Annotated in this window: 20 protein-coding genes and 2 tRNA genes; 15 read left to right on the top strand and 7 right to left on the bottom strand. The window is 46.5% G+C overall.

Translation table 11 applies throughout. The features are described 5' to 3' along the window. Positions 1 to 23: 23 nt before the first annotated feature. From ftsH to GA004_RS11980, 7 genes are all read left to right on the top strand, one after another. Complete coding sequence (ftsH, locus tag GA004_RS12010; protein WP_283394108.1) at positions 24 to 2,048, top strand: ATP-dependent zinc metalloprotease FtsH; 2,025 nt, start codon at positions 24 to 26, stop codon at positions 2,046 to 2,048. A gap of 129 nt (positions 2,049 to 2,177) precedes the next feature. Continuing rightward, the gene (locus GA004_RS12005) at positions 2,178 to 3,446 is read left to right on the top strand and encodes an aminotransferase-like domain-containing protein (RefSeq protein WP_283394107.1); all 1,269 of its coding nucleotides are present in this window, start codon (positions 2,178 to 2,180) and stop codon (positions 3,444 to 3,446) included. Between the two features lie 54 nt (positions 3,447 to 3,500). Continuing rightward, positions 3,501 to 4,406 (top strand): sulfate adenylyltransferase subunit CysD, encoded by a 906-nt coding sequence (gene cysD / locus GA004_RS12000; RefSeq protein WP_283394106.1) that lies wholly within the window; start codon positions 3,501 to 3,503, stop codon positions 4,404 to 4,406. Between the two features lie 17 nt (positions 4,407 to 4,423). Beyond that, complete coding sequence (locus GA004_RS11995) at positions 4,424 to 5,710, top strand: sulfate adenylyltransferase subunit 1 (protein ID WP_283394105.1); 1,287 nt, start codon at positions 4,424 to 4,426, stop codon at positions 5,708 to 5,710. A 113-nt stretch (positions 5,711 to 5,823) separates the two neighbouring features. Next, the gene (locus GA004_RS11990; RefSeq protein ID WP_283394104.1) at positions 5,824 to 6,144 is read left to right on the top strand and encodes a hypothetical protein; all 321 of its coding nucleotides are present in this window, start codon (positions 5,824 to 5,826) and stop codon (positions 6,142 to 6,144) included. 188 nt (positions 6,145 to 6,332) lie between these two features. After that, positions 6,333 to 7,616 (top strand): glucose-1-phosphate adenylyltransferase, encoded by a 1,284-nt coding sequence (locus GA004_RS11985; protein ID WP_283394103.1) that lies wholly within the window; start codon positions 6,333 to 6,335, stop codon positions 7,614 to 7,616. A gap of 141 nt (positions 7,617 to 7,757) precedes the next feature. Then, a complete protein-coding gene (locus GA004_RS11980) occupies positions 7,758 to 8,471 on the top strand; it encodes a universal stress protein (protein ID WP_283394102.1) in 714 nt (237 codons plus the stop codon). Between the two features lie 390 nt (positions 8,472 to 8,861). Here the strand turns inward: GA004_RS11980 and GA004_RS11975 are convergent, their stop codons facing one another. The 3 genes from GA004_RS11975 to GA004_RS11965 all read right to left on the bottom strand — a co-directional run bounded on the left by GA004_RS11975 (position 8,862) and on the right by GA004_RS11965 (position 10,988). Further along, a complete protein-coding gene (locus tag GA004_RS11975; protein ID WP_283394101.1) occupies positions 8,862 to 9,047 on the bottom strand; it encodes a hypothetical protein in 186 nt (61 codons plus the stop codon). 356 nt (positions 9,048 to 9,403) lie between these two features. After that, positions 9,404 to 10,783, bottom strand: coding sequence for a DEAD/DEAH box helicase (locus tag GA004_RS11970; RefSeq protein ID WP_283394100.1), 1,380 nt, complete (start codon positions 10,781 to 10,783; stop codon positions 9,404 to 9,406). Positions 10,784 to 10,911: 128 nt separating this feature from the next. Next, positions 10,912 to 10,988 (bottom strand) — tRNA-Met (locus tag GA004_RS11965). Positions 10,989 to 11,236: 248 nt separating this feature from the next. Between GA004_RS11965 and rpsB the strand changes: the two genes are divergently transcribed. Together rpsB and tsf are read left to right on the top strand one after the other, a co-directional pair. Continuing rightward, positions 11,237 to 12,241 carry a 30S ribosomal protein S2 gene (gene rpsB, locus GA004_RS11960; RefSeq protein WP_283394099.1) on the top strand — a complete coding sequence of 335 codons (1,005 nt, stop codon included), beginning with the start codon at positions 11,237 to 11,239 and terminating at the stop codon, positions 12,239 to 12,241. Positions 12,242 to 12,284: 43 nt separating this feature from the next. Further along, positions 12,285 to 12,884, top strand: coding sequence for a translation elongation factor Ts (gene tsf, locus GA004_RS11955; RefSeq protein WP_283394098.1), 600 nt, complete (start codon positions 12,285 to 12,287; stop codon positions 12,882 to 12,884). Positions 12,885 to 13,067: 183 nt separating this feature from the next. Here the strand turns inward: tsf and GA004_RS11950 are convergent, their stop codons facing one another. Further along, a complete protein-coding gene (locus GA004_RS11950; protein WP_283394097.1) occupies positions 13,068 to 13,655 on the bottom strand; it encodes an energy transducer TonB in 588 nt (195 codons plus the stop codon). Positions 13,656 to 13,903: 248 nt separating this feature from the next. On the opposite strand from GA004_RS11950, the gene GA004_RS11945 reads away from it, so the two are divergent. The 4 genes from GA004_RS11945 (at position 13,904) to GA004_RS11930 (ending at position 17,446) form a co-directional block, all read left to right on the top strand. After that, positions 13,904 to 13,993: transfer RNA gene (locus GA004_RS11945), tRNA-Ser, on the top strand. 395 nt (positions 13,994 to 14,388) lie between these two features. Continuing rightward, on the top strand, positions 14,389 to 14,952 hold the full coding sequence (locus GA004_RS11940) for a topoisomerase DNA-binding C4 zinc finger domain-containing protein (protein WP_283394096.1): 564 nt from the start codon (positions 14,389 to 14,391) through the stop codon (positions 14,950 to 14,952). Positions 14,953 to 15,407: 455 nt separating this feature from the next. Next, on the top strand, positions 15,408 to 16,805 hold the full coding sequence (locus GA004_RS11935) for a glycosyltransferase family 39 protein (protein WP_283394095.1): 1,398 nt from the start codon (positions 15,408 to 15,410) through the stop codon (positions 16,803 to 16,805). A gap of 221 nt (positions 16,806 to 17,026) precedes the next feature. Beyond that, positions 17,027 to 17,446 carry a hypothetical protein gene (locus GA004_RS11930; RefSeq protein WP_283394094.1) on the top strand — a complete coding sequence of 140 codons (420 nt, stop codon included), beginning with the start codon at positions 17,027 to 17,029 and terminating at the stop codon, positions 17,444 to 17,446. Between the two features lie 42 nt (positions 17,447 to 17,488). On the opposite strand, the gene GA004_RS11925 is transcribed toward GA004_RS11930, so the two are convergent. Further along, positions 17,489 to 17,689 (bottom strand): hypothetical protein, encoded by a 201-nt coding sequence (locus GA004_RS11925; protein WP_283394093.1) that lies wholly within the window; start codon positions 17,687 to 17,689, stop codon positions 17,489 to 17,491. Between the two features lie 487 nt (positions 17,690 to 18,176). On the opposite strand from GA004_RS11925, the gene GA004_RS11920 reads away from it, so the two are divergent. Then, a complete protein-coding gene (locus GA004_RS11920) occupies positions 18,177 to 18,995 on the top strand; it encodes a hypothetical protein (RefSeq protein WP_283394092.1) in 819 nt (272 codons plus the stop codon). On the opposite strand, the gene GA004_RS11915 is transcribed toward GA004_RS11920, so the two are convergent. After that, a complete protein-coding gene (locus GA004_RS11915) occupies positions 18,992 to 19,315 on the bottom strand; it encodes a hypothetical protein (protein ID WP_283394091.1) in 324 nt (107 codons plus the stop codon). The genes GA004_RS11920 and GA004_RS11915 overlap by 4 nt on opposite strands. A 551-nt stretch (positions 19,316 to 19,866) precedes the next feature. Between GA004_RS11915 and GA004_RS11910 the strand changes: the two genes are divergently transcribed. Next, complete coding sequence (locus tag GA004_RS11910) at positions 19,867 to 24,654, top strand: S8 family serine peptidase (protein ID WP_283394090.1); 4,788 nt, start codon at positions 19,867 to 19,869, stop codon at positions 24,652 to 24,654. A 314-nt stretch (positions 24,655 to 24,968) separates the two neighbouring features. Here GA004_RS11910 and GA004_RS11905 read toward each other — a convergent pair whose 3' ends face one another. Next, a complete protein-coding gene (locus GA004_RS11905; protein WP_283394089.1) occupies positions 24,969 to 25,340 on the bottom strand; it encodes a nuclear transport factor 2 family protein in 372 nt (123 codons plus the stop codon). Positions 25,341 to 25,815 lie beyond the last annotated feature (475 nt).

The raw sequence follows: 25,815 nt of genomic DNA, 5'->3' as shown, positions 1-25,815 counted from the left end.
GGTACATTTTTAAACTTAGTTTCATGTCAGACCCATCAAAAACACCTAATCGAGGCCAGAACGGAAAAAACCAGCCGGAACGCTTTCAACCCAAAGTTATCATTATTTGGCTAGCGATCTTTGGTGTGATGGCCGTTTTGTGGTTTCAGACCGACAAGAGTGCCGCGGCCAATGAAATCCCAATGTACGATGTGGTGCTTGCTACGGAAGAGGGGATGATCGAGTCTGGGAAAATATATCCGAATCCAAATGGCGGGCTCAACTATTACGATATCGTTGGCGAAATCAGAGTAGAAAATGATACGGCTGAAGGGGGTATTCAGATCGTGCCCTTCAAAGCAGATGGTAAGCTGGGAGACGAGCAGTACGAGATTTTGCAGCGGTCTAAAAAATTTGAGGAAAATGAGTCGAATACCTTTCTACCGCAATTGCTGGCAGGGTTGATTCCCTTTCTTCTCATCATAGGAATTTTGTATTTCTTGTTTGTCCGCCAATTGAGAATGGCGGGTCGTGGGGCATTGAGCTTCGGAAAAAGCAAAGCCAAGCTGCTGACACGTGATAAGGACAAAGTGACCTTCAAGGAGGTTGCTGGTTGCGACGAGGCGAAGGAGGAAGTGAGCGAGGTTATCGAATTCCTTAAGGATCCGAAAAAATTTCAGAGAATGGGTGGCCGCATTCCTACAGGTATCCTTATGGTGGGCCCTCCGGGTACCGGAAAAACGTTGCTGGCAAAAGCAGTCGCTGGAGAGGCAGAGGTGCCGTTTTTCTCTATTAGCGGATCGGACTTTGTGGAGATGTTTGTCGGTGTAGGGGCAAGTCGGGTGCGTGATATGTTCGAGCAAGGACGTAAAAGTGCTCCTTGTCTGATTTTTATCGATGAAATCGATGCCGTTGGGCGTCAAAGAGGAGCGGGACTCGGCGGCGGAAACGATGAGCGCGAGCAAACTCTGAATTCTCTACTTGTCGAAATGGATGGTTTCGATACCACTGAAGGTGTCATCATTATGGCGGCAACCAATCGTCCTGACGTTCTCGACAAAGCTCTTTTGAGGCCTGGTCGATTCGATCGTGAAGTGGTAATAGGATTGCCGGATCTTCAAGGCCGAGAAGACATTCTTAAAGTTCACGCCAAAAAGATAAAGCTAAGTGAGAATGTGGATCTGAAGAACATTGCTCGGGCAACTCCCGGGTTTGCTGGGGCTGATCTCGCGAACCTGCTAAATGAGGGAGCCTTGACGGCTGCTCGAAAGAACAAGAATAAGGTCGAGATGATTGATATCCACGATGCCAAGGACAAAATTTCCTTTGGTCGAGAGCGTCGTCAGCTGATGGACGAAGAGGATAAGAGAATGACCGCTTTTCACGAGGCGGGCCATGCACTGATTGCAGCGTTGCTCTACAAGACAAAAATCAAACTCTATAAAGTGACGATCATTCCTCGCGGTCGTGCTCTGGGATTAACGATGAGCACCGCGACTAAAGACATTCTAGGCCAATCCAAGAAAGAGCTCCAGGACGATATTTGCATGGCCATGGGAGGACGAATCGGTGAAGAAGTAGAGACTGGTGACTTCAGCAATGGTGCGGCCATGGATATTAAGCAGGCTACAAATATCGCCCGTCATATGGTGTGTGACTGGGGCATGAGCTCGCTAGGGCCAATCGCGTTCGGCGACAATGAGGAGCACTTATTTTTGGGCAGGGAAATCAGTAAAACTCACAACTTAAGCGAAGAGACCGCGAAGCGAATTGATGAGGAAGTATCCAACATCATAACGGGTCAATTTGATAGAGCTAAGGAGCTTGTGGAAGATAATCACGAGGCACTCAGGAAGATCGCGGAAGCGCTTCTTGAGTATGAGACGATCGAAGGGAAGCATGTCCAAGAGATCGTGGAGTTTGGTGAGATTCGTTCGGAAGTGATCTCAACCAAAACGGAAGAGCTTAAGAACGAAGAGAAAAAGTCTGAAGAAGCCGTTTCGGAAGAAGCACAAGAGGAAAGCGAAGAACTTCCCCCAGCAGTGGGTGGTGCGCAGGCGATCGCTTGACCGTGCTGTGTGATTGTTTTGGGCAGGGGTTTTGAGCGATGAGGCTCGAGACGTCATTGTCTGTAGTTATGCCGTAACGATCGCTTTTTAAGTTCGCTCCTGGCATCGATTTTTGATTGGTATTGCGGGATGCAAGTTAAGCTATCAGATTTGGGGTCGCGTCAAAGGCCTTCCGATATCACTCGGCTGATGACGTTCGCTTTGGAGCAACCGAACATGCTTAGCTTGGCAGCTGGATTTACCGACAATGAATCGCTTCCTATTGAGGAAGTGTGCGAAGTCGTAGAAGAGATCGCTGATTCGGGTGCCATGGGAAAGACGACCTTGCAGTATGGGGCGAATAAAGGAAGGAACCGTCTCAGGTCCTTACTGGCAAAACGTATACGTTCTTTCGATACCATTGATGAAAGCCAACTAGATGAGAATAACCTTTTTATCAGCAATGGCTCCCAACAGGCCCTTTATTTAGCCATCCAGACTTTATGTGACCCGGGAGATTTTGTACTGGTCGAGCAACCCACTTATTTCGTGTTTCTAGAAATATTGCAGGGATTTGGAGTTAATGCCTTAGCCATGCCAATGCGGGAGGATGGAGAAATCGATCTAGCTGGACTCGAGAGATTGTTGTCACAGTTCGAATCCGAAGGGTACCTAGACAAGATCAAGGCTCTGTATCTCGTTTCGTATTTCTCGAACCCGAGTGGTCATTGCGTCTCAGAAAAAGTGAAGTCGGATATTGGCAGTCTGCTTAGCCGGCAAAAAGAGCCCATTGCCATTATCGAGGACGCCGCTTATCGCGAACTGTATTACCAATATCCGTTTGAATCACGAAGTAGCGTGGTGCTTGAGTCCTTCAATCACCTGCCGGTATTGTACACGAGCACTTTGACAAAGCCTTACGCTTCGGGTCTAAAAGTAGGTTTTTCGTATTGTTCCGATACCAATTGGCTAAACTCGATGTTAAGCGTTAAGGGACAGCAGGATTTTGGGACAGCAAACTTCGCCCAGGCAATATTGGAACACGCATTGTCAAGTGGTCGATTTGATACTCATTTGAATTCTATTCGAGGATTGTATAAATCCAAAATGCTCACCCTGCACGAATCCCTTGGCGAGTCGTTGAAATCTCTTGGATGGGAATGGAAAGAGCCTGAGGGAGGTTTGTATCTATGGCTAAAGTCCCCAAGCGAAATGCGGACGGATGGGGAATCGCAGTTCCATAAATCCTGTATTGAGAATGGAGTATTCTATGTTCCAGGGGATTTGTGTTATCCCGGAAACGAAATTCGATCTCAAATTCGGTTAAGTTTTGGCTCTTTAAGCCTAGCGGATATCCGAGAAGCAGCACTTCGGTTTTTAGCGACTGCAGAGTCTATGGCAGATTCAGCAATCACTTAGCAGGCGATTGGGCTTGATAATGGGCGTTCCAATCGGTAGCAAGCGCCCTTTGTCATGGCCGACTATACTGTAACACACCTGAATCAACTAGAGAGCGAAGCGATTTTTGTCCTTCGGGAAACCGCTGCCCAGTTTGAGAAACCTGTACTGCTGTTTTCAGGTGGAAAAGACTCGATAGTGATGACCCATTTAGCTCGAAAAGCATTCTGGCCGGCTCGAATTCCATTTCCGCTTTTGCACATTGATACGGGGCACAATTTTCGGGAAACAATGGATTACCGTGATAATCTGGTGAGCGACATTGGAGCTAACTTAGTGGTTGGTTCCGTTCAGAAAGCAATTGATGAGGGTCGGGTGATTGAGGAAAAAGGTCAGAACGCGAGTCGCAACGCGCTTCAAATCCAGACTTTGCTGGATAGCCTGGAAGAAGGTCAATATGACGCCGCGTTAGGAGGAGGGCGCAGAGATGAGGAAAAAGCCCGAGCTAAGGAGCGGTTTTTCTCCCATCGAGACGAGTTTGGTCAATGGGATCCCAAGAATCAACGCCCGGAACTTTGGAATATCTTCAATGGCAGAATGAGTGCAGGAGAGCATTTCCGGGTATTTCCTCTCAGTAATTGGACGGAAATGGATGTGTGGCAGTATATGAAGCACGAGAACATCCCGCTACCGAGCTTGTACTTTGCTCACGAAAGAGAAGTCGTGATCCGAAACGGAACCATACTAGCGGTTTCTGAATTTGTACAGCCTCGCGAGGGGGAAGCCATTGAAACCCGTAGAATTCGTTTTCGGACGATGGGCGACGCAACCATAACCGGCGCGGTTGATTCAAACGCGGACACGATGGATTTAATTATAGAAGAGGTTGCTGCGGCGAGAGAGACCGAAAGAGGGAATAGGGCAGACGACAAGCGGAGTGAAAGCGCGATGGAAGACCGGAAGAAACAAGGCTACTTCTAACCGAGGAATTTTTGAGAATGACAACAGGAGAGAAATCCGCTGTTAGCGGCTATTTGGATATGGACTTGCTGCGTTTTACGACAGCTGGCTCAGTTGATGACGGAAAATCCACTTTGATAGGGCGGTTGCTCTATGATTCAAAAGCAATTTTCAAAGACCAGCTTGAGGCGATTGAAAAGACCAGTGAGCAGAGGGGTGACGAAAATATGAACCTAGCACTTCTCACGGATGGCTTGAGAGCGGAAAGAGAGCAGGGAATTACGATCGATGTGGCTTATCGTTACTTTGCCACTCCCCGGCGAAAGTTTATCATCGCAGATACTCCAGGGCATATTCAGTACACTCGAAATATGGTGACCGGCGCATCCACGGCGAATTTGGCTATAGTGCTGGTGGATGCGAGAAAAGGCGTCATCGAGCAAACCTGCCGTCACTCTTTTATAGCGAATTTGCTCAGAATTCAGCATGTGGTCATTGCGGTGAACAAGATGGATTTGGTTGAATGGAGCGAAGAGCGTTTCGAGGAAATCAAAGAAGAGTTCCGAAAGTTCGCTTCGCGTTTGGGCAATATCGTAGACGTGACCTTTATTCCCGTTAGCGCCCTTAAGGGGGACAACGTCGTAGATAAATCTGAAAACATGCCTTGGTATCAAGGTCCCTCGCTCCTGTATCACCTCGAAACGGTCTACATCGGATCAGACGAGAATCACGTGTCCGCGAGGTTTCCTGTACAGTGGGTTATACGTCCTCACAGTGATGAACACCATGATTTTAGAGGCTATGCGGGTACAATTGGAGGGGGCGTTTTTAAACCGGGCGACGACATCATTGTACAACCCTCTGGCTTTGGGGCGAAAATTAAGGCGATCCATACGATGGGCGGAGAGTTACAAGAAGCCTTCGCTCCATTGAGTGCGACAATTACTTTGGATCGGGAAATTGATATCAGCAGGGGTGACATGATTGTGAAAGCCAACAATCCTCCCGAAGTAGGGCAGGACATCGAGGCAATGGTTTGCTGGTTCAGTGATAAGCCGCTTAATGGTAGAGGGAAATTTATCCTTCGGCACACGACGAAGGAAACTAAGGCGATTATCAGAGATGTTAAATACAAAGTCGACATCAACACGCTCCACAAGATTGAGGATGATCTTGAGTTTCGTCGTAATGACATCGGTCGAGTTTCGCTGCGAACCGCCGCTCCGCTTGTCTATGACTCGTACAAGGTAAACCGAACCTCCGGCTCATTCGTACTGGTGGACCCCTTCACAAATGAAACGATGGGTGCGGCTATGATCATCTGAGACCCCCGTACTGGTTGGGGGATTGCCCTAGAGGGCATTCTTGCTTACAAAGACTTTACAAGTTACTCTGTAAATGGGAGTCTATATGGGTGGACGCAGCAGAGGATGTACCTATGACTATCGATGAAATGGCGGGACGGCTGAAATGTTCCCGTGGGTGGGTGCAGCTCTCGATCGATGCGGGTTGTCCTCAAGATGCTGAGGGTCGCATCAACATTCGGGATTTTATGTTGTTCCAGTTGTCTAACATCCATCGGATTCGAGAATTGGCGGGCCTATCCCCGATTGAAGCCGTGAGTAAGCCGTCGGATCTACGTCCCAACGTGAAAGCGATTTTAACTACCCAGTTAGAATGGCTCCAAGCACGTTCGACCAAAAGCAGTGTGAAACAAGCGGCGAAAATGGTCTATGACAAGATGCGGACCTTTGACTAAATATAGGAATTTAGCACTGTACCGTTGCAATCAGTAAACAGATTACCTAGTGGTCTGGGTTCCATTTTTTAGCGTGATCTAGAGCGATGCGAAATTTTTAATATTCGTTTCTTTTTTGGTGTTGTGCCAGATTGAAATATAAGCCTAGCTGCTCGAGCCAAACCCCTAAATTAAGTATTATCAACACTATGGACAAAAAAGTGATTGCTGTAATTATGGGAGGCGGTCGAGGTTCACGGTTGCATCCCCTAACGAAAGAACGCTGTAAACCTGCGGTCCCGTTAGCAGGAAAATACCGTCTGGTCGACATACCGATCAGCAATTGCCTTAATTCTGAGATTAACCGGATCTATCTCCTGACTCAATTCAATACCGCGTCGTTGCATCGGCACATTAAGGAAGCCTACCGGTTTGACCCCTTTGGAGGGGGAACCGTAGATATACTTTCAGCGGAACAGACGGAAAAGGGCGACAATTGGTATCAAGGGACTGCAGATGCGGTCAGGCAAAATATCCACCACTTTGCTAATGGGGACTATGACTACATTCTTATCCTGTCGGGAGATCAGCTGTATAGAATGGATTTTCGGGATATCCTCAAAGAACATGTTGATTCGAAAGCGGACGTAACCGTATCGGCGATTCCATTTCCCGTTTCCCAAGTAGAAGGCTTGGGATTGATGAGGGTTAATGACGACCTTGAGATTTCGGAATTTGTGGAAAAGCCAACTGACCCGAATGTCATTGACGGTTTGGCGATTTCCGAGTCAATCGAGTCAGGACTCAAAACCAAGTCTGAGGGTGAAAAACGCTGCCTAGCCTCGATGGGTATATACGTTTTCAATCGAAACACGATGGAAGAGGCTTTGAGCGGCGATGCTACTGACTTTGGCAAAGAAGTGATTCCTGGATTACTGGGAAGCTGTAAACTCAGTAGCTATGTGTTCGAAGGCTATTGGGAAGACATTGGAACCGTGAAGGCATTTTTTGAAGCGAACCTGCAACTGGCGGATCCCTTTCCACAGTTCAACTTTTTTTCGGAAGGAAACCCAGTTTACACACGGGCACGCTATTTACCGGCTAGCAAAATCAACCGATGCTCCATTAACCATGTCATCGTTGGCGATGGCTGCATTATCACTGATTCCTATTTGAAACGCTGCGTAATCGGAATTCGTTCGACTCTACGGGAAGGGGCACGCTTGGAGAATGTAGTTATGATGGGGGCGGACATATTCGAGAGTGCTGATGATCGAGAGCGAAACCGCAGGGAAGGAATCCCGGACATTGGGGTGGGAATGAACTGTGAGATCAAAAATGCGATCATAGACAAGGGGGCCCGCATTGGACACAACGTTAGACTGAATCCTAAAGGCAAGCTGGATGGGTATTCCAAGGATGGAGTTTTTGTCCGAGATGGAGTCATTTGCGTCACCAAGAATGCGATCGTCCCCGACAACACAATAGCTTAGCGTCCACGTATGAAGTGTTTGTTAGTTTGTATAGACGATTCTCAATACGCACAATCCTGTTGCGGGTACGTAGCCTGAATTTCAAGCAAGTTGGATGTCGAGATAGAAGTCGTTTAGTTCACGGATTTGAGGCAATTTGAAGTGCCGTTCGTCGCCGACTTAAGTGGGAGTTTGGGACTCCAGCCTTTTCAGGCAGTGATGGGGCAGCTTCAGGAGCTGGAAAAAGAGAAGTCAGAAGTCATATTGGCTCAAGCGGCCTCTCAATTGAAAGAGAGCGGTTATTCCAATCCCGTAAAGAAGACTCATAAAACAGGGTTCCTCGTTGATAGCCTCAAGGAGTTGGAAGAGGGGACCGACATGGACATTGTCGGCAAAAGAGGGGAGAATGCGAATTATGCTACCGAACATCTAGGTTCCGCTATGGAGCGTGTAGCAAGGGCCGCGACGAAACCCTCTTTTGTAGCCTCAAGTGAATTCAAAGAGGTATCCAGAGAGTTGATTTCTTATGACGATGGACCCAGTTGCCGAAAGGCGGTCGATTTTGTGGCCGAGTCCGGAATGTTCTCGGAGGCTGAAATCCAATTGGTAACGGTCAGCTCAGTTGAGGAGGAAGAGGGCAGGTTGAAGGGATTAAAAAATGCGGTGGCAATCCTGGCTGATTCCGGACGCTCCTTAACTTGCCAAATGTTGCATGGCGAAGCCGCCCCAACTGTAATTGCTTATGTCAACGCTAAGGAAATCAATTTGCTTGTGATGAGGGCCTATGGTCACAACCGTATTCGCCAGCTGATTTTAGGAAGTTCCACAACCGAACTGCTTCAAGGCTGCCAGATACCGGCGTTGATTTTCAGGTAGAAGGTCACTCATTGTTTTATGGGATCGCCCGCGCAATCGATTGATCTGAAACCAGAAAAGTGCACAGTTCTGCTTTTCGCTACTCGATACTGAGAATTTTTTCGTTTCGCACTCGATTTCCATTAAGCGATTGTTGTTTTACCAGCTGCCACCACTGAGGGAAAGTTGTAGGGTATAGTTTGCATTTGGATCCTCGGTCCATTCTATAATAACGCTCAAATTGTGTACGGAAATTTCAAGATTCTCACTTCTGTCTCTGGTGGATCGACTGGTACATTGTAGTTAACTTGTGGATTCAATACACCTAGAACGCTTCGACCTGTAACGTTTGCCTCTCTCTGCTGGGGGAGCTCTAGTTCTTCTTCTGCCAATAAAATTGAGTATACTCCATCATTTAAGATCGGTATGGTGGTATCCATCTGCATCTCCAGTTACGGCAAAATAGACTCCTTCATTCGGTCTTACTGTGGCTCCATTAAGTCCCTCAATGTTATCGTATCGACCACTGATGTTCTGGTTATTCCAAATCTTTCCGACTAGGAATTTATTGTGGTGGTCTGTTTTACGCGTATCCACTCGAAGGTTGGTTCAGTAGCGATGTTGAGATCTGAGTCCTTCTCCGATTCTCGTGGATTACTTAGATTGATCTCAGGAGGCTTCCCATTTGGAGGAAACTGAGCGAATGCAAGATGATGGATTGCGAATGGGGATAGAAAAATCCCATTGAGAGTCATTGAATAACTTCGCACCTGCACCCGCATGTTGGATAGAAGTACTCCATAAATCAATGAAGGACTCAATTCCAATGCAGGGGTGCTAGCGAGAGGAGACCAGTTTCAATGTAATTTAAACGGCAATTACGATTTGAATACCTAGGGGTGCTCGCAGGATCTCAGGCTTTAAGCAATTATATCGAAAGCGGTTTTCGGGCATTATCTCATGCTTGCCGGCCGAACTTTTCTGGGCTTCCAACGACTGGGCTTTGGCATTTTATCCTGCGATTTAGTTGGTGAACTACTTTTTTGATTCACGTCTGATCTCGCGTTGCCCTTTCGGCCGGTTTTGTTGCGTTGAGATACTCTCTTACGACTGGGACGTCGACCATTCGCACTCTGATTAGGGTGTGATCGATTATTTGAGCGAGAGTGAGGGGGGGGCGAACTGGACAAGCGTTCAATTTCTATATTGTCGCCATCCTCTCTGTAGTGAAAAAGTGGTATGCGTTTTTTTAAGAGCTTCTCGATGGCAAAAAGATATTCGGATTCTGTTTCGGAAACAAGCGAGATAGCCTTACCTGACAATCCAGCTCGGCCGGTCCTCCCTATTCGATGCACGTAGTCTTCTGGGATGTTTGGCAATTCGAAATTCACAACATATGGAAGGGAAACGATATCAAGTCCTCGAGCCGCAATATCGGTGGCGACAAGTACGCGCACTTTATTTGCCTTAAAGCTAGCGAGCGCCTTCTCGCGGGCTGATTGACTCTTGTTCCCGTGTATTGCGAGTGCAGTAATTCCGTCTTTGTTAAGCTGCGTTGTAAGTCGATTTGCCCCGTGTTTGGTTCGAGTGAATACCAGAACCTGACTCCATTTTCCCTTCGAGATCATTGAGGATAAAGCTGAGCGTTTTGACTTTTGCCCCACTTCGAAAGCTTCTTGATCCACGCGGTCTGCGGTCGCATTGCGAGGGGCGACTTCCACCTCGACAGGCTCTGACAAAATGGTGTCCGCTAGCTTTTTAACCTCTCGGGAGTAGGTCGCGGAAAAGAGCAGGTTTTGCCGTTTTTTAGGGAGGAGCTTGAGGATTTTTTTGATGTCGTGAATGAAGCCCATATCGAGCATCCGATCCGCTTCGTCCAATACAAGGATTTCGATGGCGGATAGGTTGGCTTCTCTTCTTTGGCAGAGATCGAGTAGCCTACCCGGGGTGGCGACGATGATGTCTAGTCCTCTACGCAATGCTGTTATTTGTGGATTGAATCCAACACCGCCAAAAATCACATTGGACTTGAGGTTCAGGCGTTTTCCGTAGTCCATTATGCTCTGGTGCACTTGCGCAGCTAGCTCACGAGTGGGAGCCAGAATCAGTGTCCTTGGTCGCTTTGTCTTAAATTCACTCTCGGCGAGTATTTGGAGTAGAGGCAACCCGAAGGCAGCAGTTTTTCCTGTTCCGGTTTGAGCTCCTCCGATGACATCCTTGCCGGCAAGAATTGCTGGAATCGCCTGAGCCTGGATAGGAGAAGGTTCTGTGTAGCCCTTAGCTTTAACCGCTTCGGTGAGTTCGGAGCGTAGCCCCAGTTGTGTAAATGACATAAGATTCGTGGTCCTTTTCTCGAGCTCTACCATTGTGCCCAATAGAGAAAGAGTCCGGTACGTTGCAGGCGTGTTCCAGATATTAACTAATGGACGAGGCCCACCAGCAGTTCGCTAATGGGCCTCGATGGGTGCAGGGCTTGGATTTGAACCAAGGACCTTCAGGTTATGAGCCTGACGAGCTACCAGACTGCTCCACCCTGCAACACGGGAAATAATAATTCTCCGGTCTGGTTGAACGAAGAGGGGCGAAACAATCCAAATTCGAAAAGCCTTGTCAATGTCATTCGATTGGAAAATCGGAAAATTGTAGCAAATTACCGCTTGCCAACAAGGGGGTCGCCCCTACTTTTGTCGCTTTTCTAAAAACTGTACTTTTATTGTAAACCATCAAATTAACGTCCAAGGCTATTTTAAGCCTGCACTCACTCTGGGTGTTATGACGCACTACATATGAATGTTGAACTAACTGATCTGCTCGAAGCAGGTGTCCATTTTGGGCACCAGGTAAAACGCTGGAACCCGAAGTCTAAAAGCTTCGTATTTGATCATCGCCAAGGGATTTCGATCATCGATCTCTCAAAAAGCTATAGCGGCCTCCAAGCGGCCTGCGATTTTGTTGAGGAAGTTGTTTCCAAAGGTGGAGAAGTCCTCTTTGTCGGGACGAAACGCCAGGCTCAGGATGTTATTCGCGAAGCAGCGGCTGACTGTGGCATGCCATTCTGTGCGAGTCGCTGGTTGGGTGGTACTCTAACCAATTGGCAGACGATTACTCGAAGTATCGCCAAGTACAAAAAGTATCAGAAGATGGAAGCCGATGGTAGCTTATCCAAGCTGCCCAAGAAAGAAGGCTCAGCGATCCGCCGTGAAATGGAGCGGATGAACCGAAATTTTGAAGGGATCGTGAAGATGGAAAAGCCTCCAGCGGCAATGGTTGTAATCGACGTTAATTACGAAGACATTGCCGTTGCGGAAGCGAATCGCTGTAAAATTCCGGTTGCTGCTTTGGTTGATACCAACTCGGATCCTTCACTGGTCGATTACCCAATCCCGGGCAACGACGATGCGGTTAAAGCGATTCGTATTATTTTGGAGGTGATTGTAGAGGCAGTACAGTCGGGACTTTCACAAAGGCAAGCGCACCAGGAAAGTGCCGGAGTTCGAAAGCCAGTCGCCTTAGCTGCTGAAGAAATGGTACCGGAAGAAAAAGTTGCGGCGCCGGCTGCCGGAGTGGCTGCTTCGGTATCGGTTCCAGTGGTTGAAGAAGCTCCTGCGGTTGAAGAAGCTCCTGCGGTCGAAGAAGTTGCTGCAGTGCCTGAGGTGTCTGCTCCGGAGGTGACGCTCGAAGAAGCCCCAGCTTCAAAACCTGAGGAAGAAGCAGAGCCTGTGGTGGCGGAAAAAGCGGCACCGGAGGCAGATTCCGGCGATGAATTGGAAGTCAAGAAAAGCGAAGCTTAACCTTTTGCGTCTTTGGAAATTTATTAATTTAGAAAGTATTTGAATGAGTATTACAGCAAAACAAGTAGCAGAGTTGCGTGGCCAGACAGGAGCAGGTTTAATGGACTGCAAGAAGGCATTGACGGAATCGGAAGGCGATCTTGAGAAAGCGATTACGATCCTTCGGAAAAAGGGGATGGCATCGGCTTCGAAAAAGGCAGGACGAGCCACCTCTGAAGGTCTTATCGAATCCTATATTCACTTAGGTGGAAAAGTGGGCGTGCTAATCGAAGTGAACTGCGAGACTGATTTCGTTGCCAAAACCGACGACTTCAAATCTTTTGTTAAAGACATTTGCCTGCATGTCGCAGCCGTGAATCCGATTTGTATCAGTCGCGACGAAGTTCCGGCGGATCTAATAGAAAAGGAACGTGAAATCGCTGCCTCTCAAGCGGAGGGCAAACCACCGGCGGCAGTGCAGAAGATCGTGGAGGGCAAGTTGAATAAGTATTTCGCAACTGCGTGCTTACTCGACCAGCCGTTCGTTAAGGACGGGGAAAAGTCGGTTCAGGATATTCTGAATGAGCAAATCTCCAAGCTGGGTGAAAACATGCAAATCAATCGGTTTTCTAGATTCCAAATCGGCGAAGAGAGCGAGGATTGATCAATCTTTCTAGCTTTAATTTTGACAAGCGATCTAGGTGCCGGGGTCGCTTTTTTTAGGCCGAAAGATTATTCAACACTTCTCAGCGTGTCTTTGAATGTTGGATGCAAGAAAGCCGGCATCTTTCCTGCCGGCTTTCGAGTTAAGGTTTATCGTCCAAGGGACGAGGCCGATATCCTGTTCTTAAAGTGCGAACGGAGTGTTGGGTTTGAAGTGATCTCGGAAAGTTTTTTCAGGAGGCGTATTCTTAAACTGAAACGGGATACGTAGCTTAGATTTAACGGGATTCCCGTCAACCATAGCGGGTTCAAATTTCCAGTTCTTCGTGGCTTTTATGGAAGGTTCTTCTAATTCTTCATGAGAAGCGTCTCTAACGGAAGCGTGCAGAACCAGACCTGATTCATCGAGAATGAGCTCAATGCTGGCAGACCCTTTAAATTTGGACTCCAGGAATTGCTCTGGGAGTTCTGGCAATTTGCTTGAAACGATAATGGGTTGCGTATCCCATTTAGTGTAAACGTCTGCCTTTTCCGGGTGGGCATTTTTCCAATCGTTGATGGACGTTTTGCTTTGAGCATCGAAATCATCGATATCACGAATGACTTTCGATCCGTCGGAAGCTACAATTGTGATGCTCTCGCCAATGGCTCGATGGATTTCGCCTTCGATTCGTGTTCCGTCAGAAAGCTTATAGGAATCGGCGGAGAGTTGGATAGAGCCCGCGATTCCAGCTCCAATTAATGAGAGATTTAGTAACAAGTGGTATTTCATATAGATTGCTGTATTTTAGTTTTGCTGTTTTCCAGCTGATTGAGGTTACGGAAATACGATTTGTCGCTTTAGTGATTCGTGAGCTCGTGGCGCTATTTTGCGAAAAGTATCTATCTTGGATTGAGCAAGCTAAGTTCGAGGAACTATCTGTCTGATAGGTACTCGGCCCGAGTTCACTAGTACGCTCAGAATCTTTGGATTGAATCTTGCTTTGGAGAAGACGTTCTCTTTGATGCCTCTTCCTAGACGGAGAAGTGCCAGAGTGGTCGAATGGGACTGACTCGAAATCAGTTGTAGGGGTAACTCTACCGGGGGTTCGAATCCCTCCTTCTCCGCCATTATTTAAACTATTGTATAACAATTACTTATAGATTATAAGTAACTTATAATCCTCAAAATGGTACACAAAGTGGTACACAGTTCGCCGAAGTCCGGGATTGTTCGCTCTTTATTAAGCAAGGTTAACTTGTGATCAAACTCAGTCAAATAGACTGATACTAGCTCCATCCTCGAACGGGGCATACCCAAAATTCAAGGACTGGTGAGGCAGCGGGTTTCGAAATCGCGTTATCGAAACTCATTATAAACACAGCCTGCAAAATATCAGTATATTAATAATATTAGGCACGTAACGCCCTCTCTTTAAAACGCACTTAGAGGCAGCTTTAGGCACGTATTTTGGTAGGAATTTGGAAGGCCGGGGGAGGGGGTCGGACAGCAAGTGGGGTTTGAATTGGAATTCATCAACTGCCCCCAGAAAAAATTGTCCCTCAAAGGGCTTCTGAAGCTAGGTAGCCCTTATCCCAGCCCCAATTACCTCTTAAACAAATTTTTAATGTCTAAAACTTGCGAAAAGTGTGGCAGTCCAATGCGTCTAAGAATGGCGAGGCGCGGAAGAAATGCAGGGAATCCTTTTTGGTCCTGCAGTCGTTACCCGAAGTGTAAAAGCACAAAAGATGTTAGATCGGAGGATAATGTTGCTTCACAGCAAATCGAAGAATTGGAAGGTAGGGGAGGAGGGTACAAAAGAATCTCTGCTGATCAAGTTTTGACGCAGTTGAGAATGCGTCCGCTAGTTGGTAGCGAGTTTCAAGCTTCAGGTCACAGAAAACTTAAATTCCAAACTCATCACCCTCTCTCTGCTCTGGATGTCTTTGATTGCAGGGGAGCTCTTGCAGATAAAATTCAGAACTCACCAGTGAGGAACTGGGGTATCGAATGTCAAAGGCCTAGTGGTGCAATTCTCGAAGAAGAAGTAAAGCGTATACCTTTCTGTCCTCGAGAAACACTTAAATAGGGGAAGAGAAGTTTTGCTAGACCCAGAGATTGAGTCTTTTATTCGGGAAAATGAGGGCTCACTGGAGCAGCTTTTTAGCAACATCGATTTCGACACATTCAATCCGTATTCCTCCATATTTGGATCTGAGGAAGAGCGTAGTTTTTGTTTAGGATTGGAATCTCGGATAAGTAATCTTTCGTCGAAATTGGCTCCACAGGTTTTCATCGAGAGCCGAGGAGCCAACTATCTGGAATGAATCCTTGAATTAGGACCGACTGAAGAATTAGTCTGGTAATCCGATTACCAGTCTGCTTGGGCTTCCTTTTGTATTGGTCCACCGGCAGCGGGCTTCCCAATACCAAGGCTTCTTTATGAATTATCAATTGAGAAAATTTAAGAATCTATCATGGCCTACGATTGTATCTATCCTTCTGATTATCTCGGGTATTCTGCTCAGGTTTTTTCATTTTCTTTTGAACAGAAGCCTCTGGCATGATGAGGCACACCTTGCCTTAAACTTCCTAAGCCGAGGTCCACTCGAACTGTTTTATCCATTAGATCACAATCAAGGAGCACCCATATTATTTCTTCTGCTCGTCGAAGCAGCAACGATTATTTTTGGACACAGCGAGCGGGCTTTGCGATTGGTGCCATTTTTGGCTTCTATCATTACTTTGCCGCTTTTTTACTTTACCTGCAAGCTGTTCCTTCATCGATGGAGCGTACCCATTGCGGTTTTCATTTTTGCGTTTTCTTACAGACTCGTCTATTTCTCACAAGAGCTGAAACAATATTCCATAGATGTTGCAGTAGTTGTAGCTCTAACCTATTTGAGTTTTCGACTATTGAAAATCAGACCCCCCATTAGCAAAGTCTTCCATTTATTAGTTATTTTTGGATGCTTCTCCATTTTTCTTTCTCATCCCTCGATTTTTATACTGGCTGCTATTTCCAGTGTATTAATTTATCTTCAGGTCTCGCAGCGACTTCCGTTACCGCGCTTCAAACTGTTGTTGGGTATTGCCTGCTGGGGGCTTTGCTTTTGTGTGAATTATCTGATTTTCCTACGGCCGCTGTCAAATAATGCGATGCTCGCCAATTTTTGGATCGATAGCTTCTTGCCCTTTCCTGTAAGCATGGATGCGATTAAAATATGGTTTAATGCGGGGGAGGATTATCTTTCCTATCTGGGATTCAAGATTCGAGGGCAAGGTTTAGTTATCGTTTTGGTCACCGTAGCTGTAGTGACTGCTATGGTTAAGGGATCGCTTCCAACTATATTAATCTCCCTTTTTATCGTAATTCCGCTAGCCGCTGCAGCCCTTGGGAAATATCCGTTCTCTGGTCGCTTAAGTCTTTTTCTCAGCCCGGCTTTGATTTTGCTTATGGTAAAAGGGATGCAAATATTATCGAAGAGGAAGTCAAAATATGTAGTTGGTGTCCTTGCTTTTTTTCTACTTATTTCTTCATATAATTTTTCCCAATTTACGCTTTTTAAACCCATATATCGTGAGGAAACTAGGTCGGTTTTAGCTTATTTAAATTCACATCATGAGACAGATGATCTAGTATATATCTATTGGGCAGCTGAAAATGCCGTAGAGTACTACGATCGAAATAATCTGCTTTTGGACGACTACCTAAAATATGGCAACTGGTATTTTGATGAGGCTCAATACAAAGAAGAAATCAACAAGCTGAAGCGGCACCCGAGAGTTTGGTTCGTGTTCACTAGCGTTTGGAACAAGGAAGAGGACTTTTTTCTATCACATATAGACGGAAAGCTTCTTGATAAGCATGAAGAATACGGAGCAAGCTTATATTTATTTAGCTTTGCAGATGACGACTCGAAATACTTGCCGGAAAACTAAGACTAAAAAGCAGAAATTACCTAAGGCTTTTCCTTATCAAACCCAACCTGAACGGCCATTTCGCTCTTCCTTTTAATGCGGCTTATTCTTATGTTGTTCCGCATTATGAAATCCAACACAATCCAAATTCTCACTACCGTACTTAGAACGTCGCCGTTTTAGCTGGCCTTGTTTTCCTTATCTTTGAGTTGAGGCAAAACTCAGCAATCGCTCTCTCTCAAATGACAAAAGAGAGAGCATTAGCTTACATCGACCAGCACGTCTCGTATGCTGCTTATGAGGACTTCGCTGAATTGTATGCACGGGTTTTTTCCCGTTTCGACTTTGATTCCATGACTCCAAAGGAATGGGACCAGATAACCCGAAATGAGGAGGCCGAGAGAGCTAGGCGCCGAGATGTCTGGTTCCTAGCCCAGAATGGATTGATGGATCCAGCCATGGGTAGAGCTGGCTTACATGAAGCAGCAATACGATTTCCGCTTTGGGAATGGCTTAAAATTGCACCAGTAAAAGACTCTACTTATTATGACGCCATTGTTGACCACTCTAATTCGGATGACTTCCGATCAGATTTCTGGGTACCCTTTTATACCAAATTTAACGAGTGGTCTAAAGATAAGAAGAGTCCACATGAGATTTAGTGCTTCGACCTTATCTGAGTTTCAATAGAAGATACTCAAGGTTTACCCTCCCAGCATCTCTGGGTGCTTCTTATTAATCTCAGTTAGTATCTGTACCGATCGATCGATCTCTTCCTCGGTCAGTTCTTCGTTGAGCATAGTTAAGATCTCCTCCGCACCTTCAATGGGTTTAGCAAAGGCCACGGTGGCCCAGACGTTGGCAACGACTCTATCTTGCTCTATCCCCTCGCCGTACAGGTACATCAGTGATAGACAAAAAGCAGAGCTGCCATCTCCCTGCCTAGCGGCTAGGTTGAACCAAAGAGCAGCTTGCTAACTGTCCTCATCAACTCCCCAGCCATCTCGGTATAAAACCCCCATCAAAAACATTGAATCAACGTGGCCCCTTTCCTATCAACCAACCACCCCCTGAACCAAATCGGTATAATTGAATTTCCTATCAACCATCTTCCCCGCTGCCGTTGAGGACTGTACGATTAACCCGCCGGATTCAACATCCCAGCGGGGCATATCGAAGCGTCCTGCCCCAAGCCTCGCCCAGCAGATAAGCAGCTACAACAGCTCATTTCCGCGAAATCGACCAACGGTACAGATAAAGCCTTGTTATCCAACCAAACCATGGAAAGATCTAGCTTGATACCGCAAAATCAACCCTTCAATTCACCACAACCTTCTTCAGCTCTTTCTCGCCGAACTCCCAGTAGGTTGTTCAGACTGGGGAGCTTCTTTCATGAGCGACAATCTAGACATCATCCAATCTTTTTGGTACGGCGATAAACTCTCTCCGCTAGAGCAGTTGTGTCTTCGGTCATTTCTAAGTCATGGTCATCCCTTTCATCTTTATGTCTACGGGGATGTGGAAGGAGTACCAGAGGGGACAGTCTTGAAAGATGCCAATGAAATCATCAACGAGGACAAAGTCTTTTTCTATGGTCCACAAGCTGGCGTAGGCACGGGCAGTGTAGCTGTCTTCGCAAATTATTTTCGCTACAAACTCTTAGCTCTCAAAGGAAATTGGTGGGTGGATACGGACATTGTATGCCTCAAACCGTTCCGATTTCCAGAAGAACTCATTGCCGGTTATGGCGGTCAGGGCACTTTGGCCAACGGAGTAATCAAGAGTCCCAAGGGCTCAAAACTCATGACATTTCTAGCGGACTACGCAGAACGACCGTTCACCACTGCGCTTCCCTGGGAAAATTGGAAAGGACGCTGTCGTCGTTTTCTCATGGGGCTCAAGAGAGGATTCGACCCCGGGGCCATACCTTGGGGAACGACGGGACCGCAAGGCTTGGCTACCGCCGTTGAACACCTTAAGGTCCAAGGAGCATGGAAACCCAAGATTACATTTCATCCCATCGAGTGGCGAGAAGCGATCCAACTTTTTGGTTCATCGGAAAAATGGAGTCTAGAACAATTTAAAAGCTCCCATGGAATCCATCTTTGCAACGAAGTTCTACGTCGAAACAAGATCGATAAATTCAGTCCATTCCCCGAAGATTCTGTTGTCGGCCAACTGATGAAGCAGTACGGAATCGTTGTTTCTTAGAATCCACAAACCCCATCTTCTAAGTCTTGTAAAGGCTCTCCGTCGAATATAACTCCGCCTGTGTTGAGTAGCTCTAAATCGTCGCGTTCTTTAACCTGAAAAAGTGCATTCATCCTAGTGAGGCGATAACTGTTGTCACTCGGGTTATCACTCATATCAAGACAGAACCTTGAACTATTCCTAGCTTGTAGGTGCACAGCAAAATCGAGTAGGTGGCCGGTGAAGAGATTGCCCTTGAGTTCTAAAAGAACTTCGCTCGTATCGAGACTCTCCAACAAGACTCCACTCTCGCTGTTGCTGGTGAAGTTGTTGTTGAACATGCTCAAACTAAACTCTTGGTTACTGGAAAACTGGCCTCTGAGACCGCCTAGACTGTTTTCAAAAAGAGAGTCGTCTAAGAACCAGGTACCTAGAGCTTATCAACCCCCCTGAACCAAATCGGTACAATTGAATTTCTTATCAACAATAATATTGATTACCATCTAAGCAGATTTGCCAATTTCTAACTCACTCCGAGCAGCAAAAAACCTGATTATGGTGCCAAATCTAAGGGAGTGCTGATCACTGTGCAGATGTTTTTTTACAAAACTCGTAATAGGGGCCTCTCACAACCAGTTCTTGCTTCGGTCGCAATAGGTTTCTGCAAGCTGCCCTTCATGGAAAAAACTCAATTCGAAACAATTTGAATAGATTTTGAAGGTTTTGAATAATTATCTAAATCCGATAAGTAGTTTAAAATTGCACGAAACAGTAAAGGTGGTAGGAAGATCTTGCGAGTCAGCGAGACTAGGGAGAAAAGATGCGGTCGAGTTTAGTGGATAGTACTTTAAAAGCCTTCAATTTTTTGAGGCTTTTGGTTTTTTTAGTTTTTTTGGTTGCGTCTTCCATTGGACAGACAGAGCGGTTCGAACAACTAGGCAATCGCGAGGCTTCCGCAGAGAGGGTGATCGTTCGCTACAAAAGCGACGTTCTCTCGCAAGACGTGAACGTCTTGGCAAATCGAATGGGAACTTTAGGGGTGACTACAGCCAGGGTATTTAGAGGAGTTCCTGGTTTAGCTCTTTTGCAGTTTCTAGATCCCATACTACCACAATCCAGTGGTTCGGGTGAGCGAGTTCCGCTGATTAACAAAATCAAAAAGCTTGAGACGTCGGGTTTGTTTGAATACGTCGAACCAGATTGGCGACTGAGTATTAATCTCGAGCCGGAGGATTTGGCGTACAATGACGGTCGCTTGTGGGGCTTAAAGAATGATGGGTCTAATGAAGGACAGTTAAATGCGGACATTAACGCTTCTGAAGCTTGGAACTATACGATTGGGGATAAATCAGTAGTTGTTGGGGTAATCGACACGGGAATAAGATATACACACCAAGATTTAGCTGACAACATGTGGAAGAACCCGAATGAGATCGCGGGGGATGGGATCGATAATGACAACAATGGTTACGTTGACGACGTTTTCGGTTTAAATGCTTTAGATGCATCAGGAGATCCGTTCGATGATAATGGCCACGGTACCCACTGTGCGGGAACGATAGGAGCGGCAGCGAACAATGGTTTCGATCATGTAGGCGTTGCCTGGAGTACGCAGCTGATGGCATTGAAATTCCTGGACGCGGACGGTTTTGGGTCTCTGTCAGGAGCAATGGAGTGCATTGAATATGCGATAGCGAACGGTGCAGACATAATAAATGCTAGTTATGGAGGTGGCGGCTTTAGCCAAGCTATGGCGGATTTGATTGTGGCCGTTGGCGAAGCAGGCGTCTTATTTGTCGCGGCAGCGGGTAACGAATCCAATAATAACGATACCAACCCCTCGTATCCTGCTAGCTACAGCACAGCAAATGTCATTTCGGTCGCGGCTATTGATCGCTCAGATGTGATTGCGGGCTTTTCTAACTTTGGGGTTTATGCTGTTGATCTAGCAGCGCCAGGGGTCGATATTTTTTCGGCAACCGCCGAGTCAGATTCATCTTACGGATTTTACAGTGGGACAAGCATGGCAGCTCCTCATGTTTCAGGGGTTGCTGCCCTGATTAAGTCGTACTATCCGGGAATTTCAATTAGCGAAATGCGGACTCGTATCATAGATACTGCACGCACAATCTCAGACTTGCAGACGCGGACGGCGTCGGGGGGGACGTTGGATGCTTCAAACGCGCTAGCTGCAGAGAGTGACGGCGAACTTGAATTATCGCTTTATGTTGATGAAAGTGATTCAATACTTTTATCAGGAGAATCTGCGCTGTTCCTTGTAAGCGTTCGCGACCTATCGACAGTTTTAGGAGCTTCTGTAACTGGATCGATAGAGGGTCTAGATCAAATTGAGTTTATAGATACGGGGGTTGAGGGAGACGTAGTTGCTTCGGACGGAATATATTCTTCGAGAATCATAATTCCAGAATCTTCGACGGTATTGAGTTTAACTGTCACGGTATCAGCTCCGGGGAAAATTGCTGGTATCTTGACGAAAGAGTTCGCAATAGCTAGCAGGCCGCCCAACGATAGGTTCGAAAATATACAAGTTCTTGCGGGTTCTGAATCTGCCGTGTCGGGGTCTAATATTGCGGCGACACTTGACAGAAACGAACCGGTAAACCCGACTTCAAGTGGGACTCATTCAGTATGGTGGGAATGGGCAGCTCGAACGAATGGGACAGCTGTTATTACAACCTCAGGTAGCGATTTCGATACGACTCTGGCGGTTTACGAGGGATCGTCTTTAGAGAATCTTGTCCTTGTGGCTTCGAACGACGACTTCAATGGGCTGACGAGCAAAGTTTCATTTGCTGCACAGGCGAACACTTCATATTCAATTCAGTTAAATGGTTACGGCCAATCAGTTGGTAACACAGTTTTAAATTATCCCAGCGATAGCGACGGCCTCTCAGGACCGGCGATAGTCGCGAACCCCTCAGATTTGACAATAGTTTCTGGAAGGGCAATCAGTCTGAAGGTGGAAGTTGAAGGCTCTGAACCATTTTCTTATCAATGGCTAAAGGATGACCTCGCGATTGAAGGGGCAACGGCCTCTACGTTCGTTAAAGCGTCGGCTCTTCCCGAGGATAGCGGACTTTACTCTGTTTTGGTTTCCAATGCGTTTGGGGCAGTCAAAAGCTCGCCGGCTGTTGTCACGGTTGAGAGAACAGGTGTCTATGTTGCAAACGATCTGTTCGAGGATGCGATCACGCTGGAATCGATTTACGGGACTAGTGGTCCTTTCAATATTGGTTTATCCTCCGGCGAAGCTGGAGAGCCCAACCATGCAGGCGTCTCATTACCAATCAATTCATTGTGGTGGAAATGGACAGCACCAAGCGATGGTGTATTCAAAATGAAAACTGATGGTAGCGATTTTGACACCACGCTCGCTGCTTACTCAGGTTCCTCTCTGTTGAGCCTCGATGAGATTGCCTCAAACGACGACGCTAATGGTCTTCAGAGTGAAGTTTCAATAAACGCATCCGAAGGGCAGCAGTATTACTTCGCGGTTGATGGTTATTCATCCTCTGTCGGCACCGCGCTAATAGAGCATAACTTTGAGGCAGCTGCTCAGAAGCCAGCTAACGACGATTTTGCTGATAGGGAGCTTTATGGTACCACTCAAGGGGGGATGGTTGGTACCAATGTTGGAGGAAGTCGTGAGAATTATGAACCGGTCCACTTTGGAGAGAACGAACCGCAGTCAACCGCATGGTGGAGTTTCCTAGCACCGTCTAATTCCATAGCATCCGTATCAACAATAGGAAGCAACTTTGATACAGTTTTAAGCGTATACAAGGGTGATAGCCTTCAACAGCTTGTGCCTGTTGCATGGAACGACAATGGCCTAGGGTCACTCCAGAGTTATATAGAATTTGAGGTAGAGAAGGGAGTCGCCTATAGTTTCGCGGTAGGGGGGAAAGACTCTCAAGAGGGACAAATTTTAGTAAGCGTGAATTTTGACACGCTTCTGACGATCAGCGAAGCAACCGAGGCAAGTAGCGATTCTCAATTTTCGAATTCAAGCAAAGCATGGCGGGCGGTTCGTTTCGTAAGCTCAGACGGGGAGGACTCGATTCAAAGTGGATTTCTGCGAGCTGGGCAGGCAAGTGGGATAAGCATCGAGTTGGAAGGTCCATCAGTGTTATCTTTTCTTTGGAAGGTTGATAGCGAAGAGGGTTATGATTTTCTCAATTTCGCAGTAGATGAGGAAATACAACAAAGAGTAAGTGGGTCCACTGGTTGGCAAAGGGTTGAGAAATTCCTCGAAAGTGGCGTTCATTTTGTATCTTGGAGATTCGAAAAAGACGAGACAATAAGTACTGGGGCAGATGCTGGCTGGCTGGATAAAATAGAAAATCTACCGCTACTGGATAGTGATGGGGACGGGGTCCCTGACATTGTTGATCAATTCCCAGAGGACCCTCTTGAGACTATAGATACGGATGGCGATGGTATAGGAGACAACACTGACCCATATCCTAATGCCCTTCAGACCGACTTAGGGTTTGGAGGCAGTATTCAAATTCCCACTTCGTGGAATTCATTGAATGACGTAGGTGAGTGGAAGTCCTTTGGGAATAAAGATGGTTCCATAACAATGCGCATCAAGAGAGAAGAAAAGCCAATCGAATGGATTTTGGGAGTAAAGGACTTAAATAAATTGGACCGAATTCTTGCAGGAGAATTATATGAGTTGGAGTCTAGAGAGAATCAAGATTGGGATTATCTTAAAAAGTCAAAGGCACCAGCGCTTTCTTTTGGGAATCACGAAAGCGAATCTTTGTATTTTGCGGAAATGTATGGGGAAATGACCATCATATCTGGTGAGATAGAATATGAGAGGGATCAGAGAATTCGAATATGTTTTGATGGCACAAGCCGCTGGGATATCGTGTGCTATCTAAGCAAAGAAAAAGTAACAACTGCTGAGCGTGAGGAGCTTGAAGTTGTAATCGGGTCGATTATGTCAGATCGGATTAAGAATATTGAAGCGGATTCTGATGGTGATGGGCTTTCAGATTTTGATGAATTAATTCACTACGGTTCGTCTCCGGAAAAAATCGATTCAAATTTTGATGGCTTCAGCGATATTGAGATCGCGGATTTAGGTGGTGATCCTCGCGATGATCTTAGCGGCCTTGTTCAACTTTTGAAAACGTATCCATCTAGAATAGGTTTATTCTCGGCAGTAGATATCGCTGCTGCTGCCGAAGCTTCCCGCACGATTGTCAATGTATCCGCTCGCGCAGCACTTCTAGAGAACGAGATACTCACTCCAGGCTTTGTAGTTCTAGGCGAGCAGAAGAAAATGCTAATACGGGCAGTTGGGCCGAAGCTTGCGGATTTGGGTGTGGGGTCGCCGCTCCCCAATCCGAAGATGACGGTTTATAAATCTCGATGGGACGGCAACCCGCCGGACGTCGTAGCTACCATCGACGACTGGAAAGCTGACAACGACAATGTCGCGGAAATTGTAGCTGCGATGAGTTCGGCTGGAGCATTCCCGCTAGAACCGGCCGAGACATTCCAAGGACGGCCATTTATGACGGACGACACAAGCAGTGCCGCAGTCCTTGTAACTCTCGATGTAGGGGTTTATACGGTACAGGTAAGATCGGCCGACGAAGGAGTTGGTGAGGTGCTTGTTGAGGTGTATGAGATAACGGAGTAACAGTAAAAGCATCGTAGACAGCAAAGGCAGTTTCATTCTCAGCAATGGTACGCTCGTCCGCGATGCGGCAAATCAAAAGCCACCGTCCGCGATTTGTACTACGTCTCAACGGCTAAGGAGAAGAGCTGGCAACAAGCTCACCGAATTGAGAAGCGTAAGAAAAAGACGAGGTACACTAGGAATGTTGTCACTCAAGAAGACTATCAGAAGACGCTAGCCAAGGTGCGAGAACGGGTGGGGAAGATGGCGGACGGATAGCTCATAAGCTTTTTTATAGTCTTGGCCCGAACTGAACGCCTAACCAATAAATTAAATCAAACGGCTTTCATTGCATGCGCCATTTTTTGGCTATCATCGTATGCCCAAAACTCTTTTATCTTGCCCCCTTCAATCTTATGAAAATGCCCAAATCTAGCTTCCAATCCATCAGCAGATGCGTCCAGTTGAGTTGCGACTTGATCTCCTTCAGAAATCATATTCTTGACGGTTAGAGAAAAATTATCATAGTGGGATGGTATCATTGCTAACAAGTCCATAAACTCATTTATCCCGTTATAAGTTCCAGAGAATTTGTGCATGCCGTTTATAGTGACGGTGCAATCCTCATGGAAAATTCCGGCGAAGGTTTCCATATCGCCTGATGCAAAACAATCGTATCCTTTTTGTACTAATTCTTTAGGTGTCATTTCATTTCTCCTTATTTTATGTTTCCAGGTCATCCTTCCGCTAACTATTTTTCAGAGTTGTGTTTGCGATGGCATGATTCGGGAAGTCTGGTTTGCATATTATGTGCCAATCATGCTTAAAAACATCGGTTGATTAAAATTAATCTCTAGGCGAGGGGATAGCAACAATCTCACAGCATTGAGGTGCGTAAGAAAGAGACGAGTTACACGAGGAATATTGTAACTCAGGAAGAGTATGAGGGGATACTAGCTAAAGCTAGGGAAAGACTTGCGAGGGTTGAGACATGTCCTTAAACAAAAAGCTTCACGGAAGCTTCCCACCACGACATCAACCGTGTTACCCGCATGAACATGAACAGTATCATAAACTGCTGGTTCTGACTAGATTTCCCACCGAGACATCGATTGGTAAGACATTACCCACCCGGACCTCTACCGTGTTATCGACATCGACAGTTCATGAGACATCTACCGT

The organism is Candidatus Pelagisphaera phototrophica (genome assembly GCF_014529625.1).
Classification (GTDB): domain Bacteria; phylum Verrucomicrobiota; class Verrucomicrobiia; order Opitutales; family Opitutaceae; genus Pelagisphaera; species Pelagisphaera phototrophica.
Note: the sequence above shows the minus strand (reverse complement) of the source record. Positions and strands in the feature narration are given on the sequence as shown.

Coding starts and splice junctions, on each gene's coding strand:
- cysD (WP_283394106.1), top strand. CDS start 3,501: ATGGCCGACTATACTGTAACACACCTGAATCAACTAGAGAGCGAAGCG.
- GA004_RS11985 (WP_283394103.1), top strand. CDS start 6,333: ATGGACAAAAAAGTGATTGCTGTAATTATGGGAGGCGGTCGAGGTTCA.
- GA004_RS11915 (WP_283394091.1), bottom strand. CDS start 19,315: ATGTTCAACAACAACTTCACCAGCAACAGCGAGAGTGGAGTCTTGTTG.
- GA004_RS11990 (WP_283394104.1), top strand. CDS start 5,824: ATGACTATCGATGAAATGGCGGGACGGCTGAAATGTTCCCGTGGGTGG.
- GA004_RS11920 (WP_283394092.1), top strand. CDS start 18,177: ATGAGCGACAATCTAGACATCATCCAATCTTTTTGGTACGGCGATAAA.
- GA004_RS11905 (WP_283394089.1), bottom strand. CDS start 25,340: ATGACACCTAAAGAATTAGTACAAAAAGGATACGATTGTTTTGCATCA.
- ftsH (WP_283394108.1), top strand. CDS start 24: ATGTCAGACCCATCAAAAACACCTAATCGAGGCCAGAACGGAAAAAAC.
- tsf (WP_283394098.1), top strand. CDS start 12,285: ATGAGTATTACAGCAAAACAAGTAGCAGAGTTGCGTGGCCAGACAGGA.
- GA004_RS12005 (WP_283394107.1), top strand. CDS start 2,178: ATGCAAGTTAAGCTATCAGATTTGGGGTCGCGTCAAAGGCCTTCCGAT.
- GA004_RS11995 (WP_283394105.1), top strand. CDS start 4,424: ATGACAACAGGAGAGAAATCCGCTGTTAGCGGCTATTTGGATATGGAC.
- GA004_RS11930 (WP_283394094.1), top strand. CDS start 17,027: ATGACAAAAGAGAGAGCATTAGCTTACATCGACCAGCACGTCTCGTAT.
- GA004_RS11950 (WP_283394097.1), bottom strand. CDS start 13,655: ATGAAATACCACTTGTTACTAAATCTCTCATTAATTGGAGCTGGAATC.
- GA004_RS11970 (WP_283394100.1), bottom strand. CDS start 10,783: ATGTCATTTACACAACTGGGGCTACGCTCCGAACTCACCGAAGCGGTT.
- rpsB (WP_283394099.1), top strand. CDS start 11,237: ATGAATGTTGAACTAACTGATCTGCTCGAAGCAGGTGTCCATTTTGGG.
- GA004_RS11925 (WP_283394093.1), bottom strand. CDS start 17,689: ATGTACCTGTACGGCGAGGGGATAGAGCAAGATAGAGTCGTTGCCAAC.